8 protein-coding genes are annotated in these 11,173 nt (G+C 35.7%); 4 read left to right on the top strand and 4 right to left on the bottom strand.

The genetic code is table 11. The features are described 5' to 3' along the window. Window positions 1-87: 87 nt before the first annotated feature. The 4 genes from HHL23_RS09985 (at window position 88) to HHL23_RS09970 (ending at window position 4,313) form a co-directional block, all read left to right on the top strand. Window positions 88-1,170, top strand: coding sequence for a serine hydrolase domain-containing protein (locus tag HHL23_RS09985; protein WP_169234665.1), 1,083 nt, complete (start codon window positions 88-90; stop codon window positions 1,168-1,170). 139 nt (window positions 1,171-1,309) lie between these two features. Further along, window positions 1,310-2,503, top strand: a complete 1,194-nt coding sequence (dcm, locus tag HHL23_RS09980; protein WP_317174681.1) for a DNA (cytosine-5-)-methyltransferase — start codon at window positions 1,310-1,312, stop codon at window positions 2,501-2,503. Beyond that, window positions 2,503-3,684 (top strand): type II restriction endonuclease, encoded by a 1,182-nt coding sequence (locus tag HHL23_RS09975; protein WP_169234663.1) that lies wholly within the window; start codon window positions 2,503-2,505, stop codon window positions 3,682-3,684. The genes dcm and HHL23_RS09975 overlap by 1 nt, the downstream gene beginning before the upstream one ends. A 182-nt stretch (window positions 3,685-3,866) precedes the next feature. Then, window positions 3,867-4,313 (top strand): KTSC domain-containing protein, encoded by a 447-nt coding sequence (locus tag HHL23_RS09970; RefSeq protein ID WP_169234662.1) that lies wholly within the window; start codon window positions 3,867-3,869, stop codon window positions 4,311-4,313. 365 nt (window positions 4,314-4,678) lie between these two features. Here the strand turns inward: HHL23_RS09970 and HHL23_RS09965 are convergent, their stop codons facing one another. From HHL23_RS09965 to HHL23_RS09950, 4 genes are all read right to left on the bottom strand, one after another. Continuing rightward, window positions 4,679-7,867, bottom strand: a complete 3,189-nt coding sequence (locus tag HHL23_RS09965) for an efflux RND transporter permease subunit (RefSeq protein WP_169234661.1) — start codon at window positions 7,865-7,867, stop codon at window positions 4,679-4,681. Window positions 7,868-7,873: 6 nt separating this feature from the next. Next, window positions 7,874-8,935 (bottom strand): efflux RND transporter periplasmic adaptor subunit, encoded by a 1,062-nt coding sequence (locus HHL23_RS09960; RefSeq protein ID WP_169234660.1) that lies wholly within the window; start codon window positions 8,933-8,935, stop codon window positions 7,874-7,876. Between the two features lie 9 nt (window positions 8,936-8,944). Then, a complete protein-coding gene (locus tag HHL23_RS09955; RefSeq protein WP_169234659.1) occupies window positions 8,945-10,297 on the bottom strand; it encodes a TolC family protein in 1,353 nt (450 codons plus the stop codon). 95 nt (window positions 10,298-10,392) lie between these two features. After that, window positions 10,393-10,986, bottom strand: a complete 594-nt coding sequence (locus HHL23_RS09950; protein ID WP_169234658.1) for a TetR/AcrR family transcriptional regulator — start codon at window positions 10,984-10,986, stop codon at window positions 10,393-10,395. Window positions 10,987-11,173 lie beyond the last annotated feature (187 nt).

The raw sequence follows: 11,173 nt of genomic DNA, 5'->3' as shown, positions 1-11,173 counted from the left end.
GCCAAAATTTATTTTAATATAAAATTCCTTCTCAATAAAAATTACCGTAGTTTTGATATCACATCTATCATAAAACTATTATCCCTAATGAAAAAAACCATCATCACTGTAAGCCTGTGCATCATCACATCAAATTTATTTGCACAGACCGAAAGAAATCCTGACCTGAAACCGAATCAACAATCGGATCAGAGAGTTAAAACGGATAATGACAAAGATTTTGAACAGTGGATGAAGGAAAATAAAGTTCCAAATGTTGGACTTGGCATTATTAGAAACGGAAAAATTGAAAAGATAAAAGTCTATGGAGCATTGAGGGATGGAAATGCAGCGCCTGACAATACATTATTCAATGTGGCTTCCCTTACTAAACCAGTTACAGCCATCGTCGCCTTAAAATTGATCAGTGCAGGAAAATGGAATCTTGATGAGCCTCTTGACAAGTACTGGACAGATCCTGATATTGCCCAGGATCCCAGAAATAAGAAACTGACGACCCGAATCATCTTAAGCCACCAGACAGGATTTCCTAACTGGCGTTGGATGAATGCTGACGGAAAACTGAATTTTCAGTTTGATCCGGGAACAAAGTATCAGTATTCAGGGGAAGGTTTTGAATATTTGAGAAGAGCTTTGGAAAAAAAATTCAATAAAACCCTGAACCAGCTTGCGGAAGAACTTATTTTTCAACCTTTAAAGATGAAGGATACTTCCTATATTTGGAACGAGAAAAAGGATGCCCTACGATTTTCAGAAGGCTATGACAAGGATGAAAATATGTATCCCACGGTAAAATCAACGACCTCTAACGCGGCAGACGACCTCATGACTACCGTATCAGATTACAGTCGGTTTTTAATCAGTGTGATTAATGGTGATGGACTCTCCAAAAAAGTTGTTGAGGATATGAAAACCGGACAGGTGATCACTAAAAAGGGAAAAGCTTTTGGTCTGGGCTTCGAGATCTACAATTTGGGAGATGGAAATATCGCTCTATCTCATGGCGGATCAGACAAAGGAGTACAAACCATTTTCTTTATCATCCCTAAGACGAAAGACGGGATTGTGATTTTCACTAATGTGGATGATGGTTATAAATCTTTTGAAAAATTGCTAACGGAATATTTGGGGGAATATGGGAAGAAGGTTGTGGAGATTGAGACGAAGTAATCTAATATCCTTATAAATCAAAATATAACTATTTCAATCAAAAATTTTGTTTCACTTTTACATAAATAATTTTTATAATACCCATTTCTTTCTTAAGTCTAATTTGAAAAAAAATTCCGAAATTGCACCTCATATGAGCATGAAGTATTCAGACATAAAAGAGAGATTAAAATTTGAAGTTGTTAAAGAAACTGAAAACAATTTAGCTTATCTCACGCACTATTTTCAGAATCCTAAAAACGGAGTTTCCAAATATTATAAATCCAACGCAGAAAAGCAATTATACAAAATTTATGATAAATTAGATTTTGTTGAAGAGCCTAATTTTCAAGCTTATTTACCCATAAAATGGGATATCCCATTTCCTCCTCCTAAAAAAGCAAAATTTGAATTTGTCGATTTATTTGCTGGCATTGGAGGAATTAGACTTGCCTTTCAAAATTTAGGCGGACAATGTGTTTTTACAAGTGAATGGGATAAATTTTCTAAACAAACTTATGATGCTAATTTTGGTGAAGTTCCTTTCGGGGACATAACAAAAATTAACGAAGAAAACATTCCTGATCATGATATTTTAGCAGCTGGATTTCCATGTCAGCCCTTCTCTATTGCTGGTGTATCAAAAAAGAATTCTCTCGGTAGAGCCCATGGATTCCTAGATGCAACTCAAGGAACATTATTTTTTGATGTTGCACGGATAATTGAGTATAAAAGACCAAAAGCTTTTCTCTTAGAAAATGTAAAAAATCTAGTTTCACATGATAAAGGAAATACATTTAGAGTCATAAAAGAAACATTAGAAAATATAGGCTATAACATTCACTGTAAAATTCTTGATGGAAAACATTTTGTTCCACAACATAGAGAACGTATTATTATCATTGGATTTGATACAAGAGTTTTTAATAGAGAAGAAAACTTTGAATTCCCTAAAATGCCAGAAAAAAAGTTTGCAATTAAAGATATATTAGAAAATAATGTAGATCCAAAATATACATTATCGGATAAATTGTGGAATTACTTACAAGAATATGCAAAAAAACATAAGGCAAAAGGAAATGGTTTTGGATTTGGTTTGACAGATTTAAGTGGAATTTCACGAACATTGAGTGCTAGATATTATAAAGATGGAGCTGAAATTCTTATACCTCAAGAAGGAAAAAACCCAAGAAGACTTACTCCTAGAGAATGCGCCAGATTACAAGGTTTTCCTGATAATTTTATAATTCCTGTTTCAGATAATCAAGCATATAAACAATTTGGAAACTCAGTTGTTTCCCCATTATTTCAAGCTATAGGAAAAGAAATTATTAATTGTATAAAAAAGCAATAATGAGTAATATATTAGAAAAAGCTATTTACCATGCTCAAAATCTTGATATTGTTTATACCAAATTTATTAAAGCAAATGATGTTGGCAAAACCACTCATGGAGAATCGCGAAGCCATCAGGCAGGTTTTTATATTGGAAAATCCTTTCTAGAAGATATTTTTAACACTAATATTGCAAAAAACACAGATTATGAAAAGTTTGTAACAATTAAGTGGCAAGATAATTTTGAAACAACGAGTAGGTTTAAATATTTTGGAAGCAAAAACGAATGTCATTTAACTCGACTTGGATCTAATTTCCCATATAGAAATGATGAAAATATAGGTGATTTACTTATCATTTGTAAAGAAAACTTAGAGTATTATAGAGCTTTTATTCTTAGCAGCGACGATGATATCGAAACTTTTTTTGCTGAACTAAATATTAATTCCACAGAAACCAATAAAGTAATTGATAAAGGTTATCAATTTACTTCCGAGGAGCAACTTTTAGAGTGCTTTAAAGTATTTATTAATAAAACAACACTTGAGTTTCCAACAACATTAGAATTATCTACAAACTCTAGAAATTGTTATAATTCTGCCTTCAGAATAACTCAAAACAAAATTAAACGAGAACCTGACAAACATCTTTTGAGTTGGATTGGAGCTGAATTTCAACTTTTTAAAGAATTTGAAAATAATAGATATTCAAATACAATTAAAACTCCATTTGAAGACGTCGAACAATTAATAATTTTTGCGAATACTATTCTAAACAGAAGAAAAAGTAGGGCGGGAAAGTCATTAGAACATCATTTATCAGAAGTATTTAATAATTTCGATATACAATATTCAACACAAGCAATAACAGAAGGAAATAAAAAGCCAGACTTTTTATTTCCACAATCTGTGGCTTATCATAATCCTAAATTTAACATCGAACATCTTACATTTTTAGCATCTAAAACCACTTGTAAAGATAGATGGAGACAAATTTTAAATGAGGCAGACAGAATTAAAACAAAACATCTATTTACTTTACAACAAGGTATATCATCAAATCAATTAAAAGAAATGTATAATTCAGATGTTTGTCTTGTAGTACCTAAACCTTATTTAAAAAGCTTTCCTGAAGAATTTAGAGAAAAAATATTAACACTCGATAGCTTTATTGGTCAGGTTAAAGCAAAGCAAGGTTAAGGTTTTGTTAACAAAGTTCTTTTCTTATAACATCTACGAATAAATTAATACTGAATAACTTACGGTTTTTACAATTAAAAAGCTTAATTTTGCACCCCGAAATAAGGATTATATAGTATGAAATCGCTATTACAACTTTTGTAGGCGATTGCATATGACCTTAAATCAATAAATATCTACATATGAAAAGAGTTGGTGAACACAGAAAGCTTCTTGGGGTTGATAAAAGCGTTACTTTAAAGGAATTAAAGACAATTTACAGAAATACGATGAAAGATTCGCATCCTGATAAATTTGCTAATGACGAGGCCGGAAAACTGGAAGCAGAAGAAAAAAGCAAATCTGTGATTGAAGCTTATCACTTTTTGGTGAGCATCAACGAGGAAACGCAGGAAAAATATAAAGAAGAATATACGGAAACGATTGCAAAATCTAATATTCAGGATTTTTATCTTGAAAAAGCCGTTTTGAAAGTTCAGCATTTAAACGGAAAAATGTACGAATATATTGGTGTTCCAAGAAACACGTATATCAAAATGGTGAATTCTGACTCGCCAAGCCGTTTTGCAAGAAGACATATTTATGGAAACTTTATCTACAGAAAGTCCGGAGAGGCTATGGAAGATTAATTTTCTCTATTACAATAAGCTAAAGGCTTTCAGTTCATTCTGGAAGCCTTTTTTTAGGACAAAAAACAAAGTTGGAACTAATAAAAAATATTTTAAGTTGTGAACTTTTAATGATTTTTTTAACACAAAGGATTAATTATTATAATTCATGATAAGGATGCAAAGAGGGAATCAATCAAAGATTGATTCGATTAAGGTGCATGGTTACTGGATAGCTTAATCAGCGGCATAGCCGGCTATTCTTTGCCTTCCTCAAAATAAAAAGTGCAGAATAGAAACTTTGCGTTAAAAAAAATAAGCTATTTAAGATCAAAAAAGCGCATCAGAAATCTGATGCGCTTTTACGTTAATTAATGGTTGTTATGTTAGTCTGTGTGTTTCGGGGTATAACCGTCCTCACTTAGTTCTTTATGCTTATATTCAGCTTTCATTTCAGTATCGTAGTCTACTTTTTCACCTTTGCCCATTCTTCTTAGAATTGAATCAAATAATGAATACACTACCGGTACAATGATCAACGTCAGGAATAATGATGATGTTAAACCACCGATAATTACCCAAGCCAATCCATTGTTCATCTCTGCTCCTGCTCCTTTTGCAATCGCAATCGGGATCATACCGAATATCATCGCAATCGTTGTCATCAGGATCGGACGAAGACGTGCGTGGTTGGCCTGAATCAAAGCATCATGCGTATTGGCACCGGCTTCTTTTCTCATATTCGCAAAGTCGACAATCATAATCGCGTTCTTCGCTACCAAACCAATCAACATGATCATCCCCAGCATCGTAAAGATGTTCAATGAATTTCCGGTGATGGCAAGAATAACCATTACCCCGATCAATGCCAGAGGAATGGAGAATAATACCACAAACGGATATACAAATGAGTCATACAGTGAAACCATTACCAGGTAAACCAATACGATAGCGGCCATTAATGCAATCCCTAACGTACCGAAACCTTCAGTCTGGTTTTCCATATCACCACTCCAGATATAGCTTACTCCAGCTGGTTTTGTCTTTTCGTTTTCCATAAACTGAGCGGCCCATTCGTTGGCAACATCTCCTACAGGACGACCTACCACTTTAGATTTTACCTTTACAGAAGGTGCTTTATCTCTACGTTCCAACAAACTCGGACCTGAACCCATTTTTACATCTGCAAACTGACTCAGTCTGATCTGCTCACCCTTAGGGTTTGTAAACATCAGGTTTCTTACATCATCAATAGACTGTCGGTTGGCATCACCAAAACGGATGTTGATATCATATTCATATTCTCCGGCTCTGAATTTCCCGTCTGTATTTCCACTGAATGCAGTCTGCATCGTTTGTCCTACACTGGAAAGATTTAAGCCTAAAGATGCCATTTTATCTCTGTCGATATTTACCTGTACTTCCGGACTTCCGGAGTCCGTGGATAATTCTGCATCTACAGAACCAGGAACTTTTTTAAGCAATTCAAGAATTCTGTTTGCTTCTTTATTGGCCGTTTCGTTATCCTGGGCCGTTACCACCATTTCAATTGGTGCATTATCTGCTCCCATTAATCCGATCGGTGCGGTTTTAAATTCAACTCCTGTGAATTTTTCTTCCAAGGCTCTCTTTATTTTTGCAGACTTGATATCTGTGCTTTCATTACGCTCAGATTTATCTACCAAAATTACCTGAATCTCTGACTGATACAACGTAGCCTGCGCCCCACCAAAACCTGATGATTGCTGACCAACCGTTGTGATCATATCCACTACATCTTTATCATTTCTAAGGTATTTTTCAACCGCTAAAGTAATCTGATTGGTTTTTTCTACAGAAGCATCTTTTGGTAATTCCATCTGAACAAGGAACTGTCCTCTGTCCATTTTAGGGAAGAATTCACCTCCAATAAATCCGAATGCTACCAACATGAATGAAGAAATCAAGATAATGAACGTAACGATCACCGTCATAACTCTTCTTAATGTAGATTTCAACGCCCATTCCAAAATTCCTGTGATCCAATGAGTGAATTTCTCCAATTGCTTTTCAAACCAAAGGATAAATTTCTCAAAAGGATTTTTACCTGTTAAATGCACCAGTTTACCATATCTTGAAGATAACCAAGGAATGATGGTAAATGAAGCCAATAACGAAAATAATGTCGCAATAACCACCGTTACACAGAACTGCGCCAGGATATCAGCAACCAGCCCTGAACTCATCGCGATCGGTAAGAATACCACCACGATTACCAGGGTAATAGCCGTTACCGTAAATCCAATTTCGGAAGCACCATCGTAGGCTGCACGAATTCTGCTTTTCCCCATCTCCATGTGACGGTAAACATTCTCCAAAACTACAATCGCATCATCCACAAGAATACCAACAACTAATGAAAGTCCCAATAAACTCATTAGGTTTAAGGTATACCCCATCAGATACATCCCGATTACCGTTGCAATCAATGACATCGGAATTGAAACCATTACGATAAATGCGTTTCTGATGTTGTGAAGGAATAATAACATTACTACTGCTACCAGGATAATCGCTAAGAATAAATCGAAAATTACGTGGTCTGCAGCTTCAAGCGTAAAATCTGTTGTATCATCTACAATATTGATTTTAACCCCCTGAGTTTTATAATTGTCCTGAACATTAGCAATCGTTTTCTGAATTGCTTCTGAAACTGAAACCGCATTGGCATCAGATTGTTTTTTAACCTGAAGCAAAATCGTTGAATTCTGATTGTATCTTGCCACTTTCTCCACATCTTTCTGTGTATCGAAAACAGTTGCAATATCAGACAAACGAACCTGAGCTCCATTTTTATTGGAAACTACAAGATTATTCATCTCATCTACACTCTTATACTTTCCGGAAAGTCTGATCGTAGATCTTGAAGTTCTTGTCTTCAAAGCTCCCGTTGGGAAATCTAAGTTAGAAGAAAGAATGGCCTGCTGTACGTCTGCAATGGCAAGACCATATCCCTGCATTTTCTTTTCATCTAAGCTTACCTGAATCTCTCTCTCCTGCCCACCTACAAGGTCAACCTGAGCTACCCCGTTGACACGGGAAAAAATAGGCTCTATTTTTTTATCTAAAAGGTCATAAAGATCTTTATTATTCAGCTTGTCACTGGAAATACTCAAAGTCATGATCGGGAGATCATCCAATGAGAATTTTTGCAAAGAAGGAGGATCTGCATCGTCGGGAAGATCTGCCAAAATAGCATTTACCTTTCTCTGTGCATCATTCAAAGCATAGTTTACATCGGCACCGGTATTCAACTGAACCATAATTACCGATAAACTTTCGTAAGATGAAGATTCTACTTTTTTTACGTTTTCCAGTGAACCCACGGCATCTTCAATTTTTCGGGTTACCGAAGTTTCCACCTCAGCAGGCGAAGCTCCAGGATATACCGTAGAAATGGTTACCATATTGGTTTCAAACTTCGGAATCAACTCGTACCCCATCATGGAGTAACTTAATAAACCACCCAACGTCAATATCGTAAACAATACAATAACCAGGGACGGCCTTTTAATGGATATTTCTGCTAACTTCATCTTCTGTTACTTTACGATATTGATTTTCGAACCGTTATCAAGGTTGATCTGTCCGCTGGTAATTACCTGTTCGCCGCCATTCAGTCCGCTTAAGATCTGAACTTTGTCACCGTATACTTTTCCGGTTTGTACTTTGATCAGTTTAGCCGTTCCCTTGCTTACGATAAATAACTGCCCTGAACTTACTCCGTTCACAAAAGCTTCTGCAGGAACAGTCAGCATATTTTGAGTTTCAGCACCGTGATTGGTTTTAAACAAAGCCGTTGCGTACATCCCTGCTTTTAAGTTTCCTCTGTTCTGAACTTCAATTTCCACAGGGAAATTTAAAGAGGCATCACTTTTAGGCGCAATAAATGTAATTCTACCGCTGAAAGAATCTTCCGGTAAAACATTAACATTAATTGGAACTTCCTGACCCAATGCAATTTTTCCCACCTGGCTTTCGTCTACCAACACAGACAATTTAAGGCTATTGATATTAACGATTTCAAACATTGAAGTTCCTATTGAAACTACAGTTCCCGGTTCAACCATTTTTTTATTGATCGTACCACTGATTCCTGCACGGATACTAGCATCATTCACTCTTACTCCCTGTGCTCTCACCGCTGCCTGTGCATTTTTTAGCTGTAATCTTGAGTTATCAACCTGTTGTTTGGTAACCCCTCCTGTTTTGAAGGCATTTTCGTAACGTTGATTGTCGATAATAGCATTCTGCAGGTTATTTTGGGCCTGTGCTACATCTACTTCAATAGCATCTTTTTTAATGGTTGCCAAAGTCTGTCCGGCAGAAACTCTTGATCCTTCTTTTACCAGAACATTCACAATACGTCCTGCGATTTCAGAAGACTGATTCATTTCCTGCTTAGGAATGAAAGTTCCGTTGGCTGAGTAATCAGTATCAATATTTTCTCTTGTAGCCGTTACCACATTCACGTTGATTTTATCAACCTGTTTGGCAACTTCTTTAACTTCTTTTGTCTGTTTCTCTTTGTTATCTGCAATCTTGTAAGCCGCTAAACCGACTAAGACCGCTGCTACGATGATATATATTAAAGTTTTTTTCATTTTAGTTTATTATAAGTTTTGTAGTGTGTTCAGTTCCCCTTTAGCTTTAATTAATTTGATCTCAGCCTGTTTGTAATCCAGCAATGCGTTTGAATAGTTCTGTTTTGCCTGCGTTAATGCATTTTCAGAATCCAAAACTTCGGTCAATGTTGCTAAACCATATTGATAATTCGACTGTGTATTTTTCTGAACTCTTTCAGCAAGATCAACATTATCTTTCATGCTCTGGATATTGATAATGGCATTTTCCATATTGGCAATGGCATTTTTATGATCCAGATCCAAAGTCAGCTGCGTATTCTGAATATCCTGATCAAGATCCTGAATATCAATTTCTGCCTGCTGAATTTTAGCTTTTGTAGCACCCCCCGTAAAAATCGGAACATTGATGTTTAAACCTACGGCAGAATAGTCGCTCCAAAGAACTCCATTATTAAGACCATTGGTTAAAGGAAATTTTTTACCCATACCAGCCCAACCATAGTTCGCTGTAAGGCTCACGGTAGGATAAAGATAGGCTTCGGTCGCTTTTTTATTAAACTGAAGAAGTTCTCTGTTCTTATTTAAAACTTTAATTTCCGTACGGTTATCAAGATTTAAAGTACTTGCGATCAATTCCGGTTTTGGTTCGATTGTTTTTTCTTCAAGCTCGATTTCAGTACCGATCGGAACTCCCATATAAAACTTCAAAGCATTTTTTGAAAGTTCAACAGAATTGATTAGCTGCTGTTTGTTTGAACCGATATTCGTTAATTGAACATTGGTACGATCCAGATCAATAGCTTTTGCCAGACCATTATCTACCAAGCTTTTAATCACGTTTCTTACTCTTTCGGTATTGGTATAGCTGGCTTCTACCGTCTTCAAATTTTCTACCTGTACAAACACCTGATAGTAAGCTGTTGCTACATTTTCAATGATCTGTTCGTTGGTCAGCTGAGCATTCAAAACGTAGAATTCTCTTGTAGATTTCGCGGCTTTAAGACCTGTAAAAACTCTCTGGTCAAATAAAGCCTGCTGAAGCTGTACGGAAGCTGTAGAGCTCCAAGGCTGTCCCAATTGGGCTCTGATCTTCTCTCCTCCAAATTCAAGCAAGGACTCCTGAATAACAGGATTATAGGTAAGTCCTGCTGTAGCAGAGATCTGCGGAAGGGCACCAGCTCTGGCCTCATCAATTTTATATTCAGCTTTTTTGATCTGTAAAGCAGCTTTTTTGGCCTCTGCTTTGTTCTGTAGCGCCTGCTTGATAGCTTCCTGTAAAGAAACCTGCTGCTGGGCAGATACCGATGAAAAGCCGAAAATCATAAATGCTGCAGCTATCCCAATTTTTAGCTTTTTAGCAGTTATACGTTTTCTTTTCATAATATTATACTTCGTTTATTTTTTTAATGTAATTTTTCCGTCAAGGTTTTTGTTTCTAAAGGACGAATCATTTCATAAAATACTTTAACATTTTTTTAATTTTTAAAAAGCATGTTGATAATGATCTCTTTTCTCTCGGAAATAATCTTGTCATATTCCTCGTCACTGATCATCAGATTCTCCATAAATAAAGGTCTGATAGCACTCGGGAATACGAGCAGAGAAACCATATTCAGAATAAACTGAACCGGAGCCATTTTTTCAATATTTCCGAGCTCCATCTCTTTTTCAATATCTTTATAAAGAGTTTCAAGAACATCTTCTTCGATGTCTCTCTGATTGCAGTTTCCTTTATTGATCTGTGAAACGATATAGGTTTCCAGATAAGGATACTGAAGACTTGTAGAAAGGCTACTTTCTATAAATTTGCTGATCTTTACTTTAAAAGGAAGATCTGCATTCTGAATGATCTTGGATTTTTCCTGTTCCACTCTTTGAGCTTCATCAAAAATGATCTGAATCAGATTATCTCTTGAGCGGAAATAATAGTTGATCAATGTTCTGTTCACTCCGGCTTCATCTGCAATCTCCTGGGTAGTAGCATCAAATTTCCCCTTCACAAAGAATAAATTCTTCGCTGTCTCCTTGATCAATTCCTGTGTTTGGTCTTTTTTCGCTTGATTTGACATTATTGTTAAACAATTTTGTGCAAATGTAAATCAAATTCTGTTTTTGACAAAATTGTTAAACAAAATAATTAAACAAAATTGTCATGATATCCATCATGTTTTTGAGATTGCTTTGATATAAGCGGTGGTAAATTCAATAATTAAGAAAAAATTATTGGAATATTAGGAAACCATTCTGACGGAAGAA

The organism is Chryseobacterium antibioticum, assembly GCF_012927325.1.
Taxonomy (GTDB): Bacteria; Bacteroidota; Bacteroidia; order Flavobacteriales; family Weeksellaceae; genus Chryseobacterium; species Chryseobacterium antibioticum.
This window is presented reverse-complemented; position numbering and strand designations above follow the sequence as displayed.

Excerpts from the sequence above, each read along its gene's own strand:
- HHL23_RS09950 (WP_169234658.1), bottom strand. The coding sequence starts at position 10,986 with ATGTCAAATCAAGCGAAAAAAGACCAAACACAGGAATTGATCAAGGAG.
- HHL23_RS09955 (WP_169234659.1), bottom strand. The coding sequence starts at position 10,297 with ATGAAAAGAAAACGTATAACTGCTAAAAAGCTAAAAATTGGGATAGCT.
- HHL23_RS09985 (WP_169234665.1), top strand. The coding sequence starts at position 88 with ATGAAAAAAACCATCATCACTGTAAGCCTGTGCATCATCACATCAAAT.
- HHL23_RS09975 (WP_169234663.1), top strand. The coding sequence starts at position 2,503 with ATGAGTAATATATTAGAAAAAGCTATTTACCATGCTCAAAATCTTGAT.
- HHL23_RS09970 (WP_169234662.1), top strand. The coding sequence starts at position 3,867 with ATGAAAAGAGTTGGTGAACACAGAAAGCTTCTTGGGGTTGATAAAAGC.
- dcm (WP_317174681.1), top strand. The coding sequence starts at position 1,310 with ATGAAGTATTCAGACATAAAAGAGAGATTAAAATTTGAAGTTGTTAAA.
- HHL23_RS09960 (WP_169234660.1), bottom strand. The coding sequence starts at position 8,935 with ATGAAAAAAACTTTAATATATATCATCGTAGCAGCGGTCTTAGTCGGT.
- HHL23_RS09965 (WP_169234661.1), bottom strand. The coding sequence starts at position 7,867 with ATGAAGTTAGCAGAAATATCCATTAAAAGGCCGTCCCTGGTTATTGTA.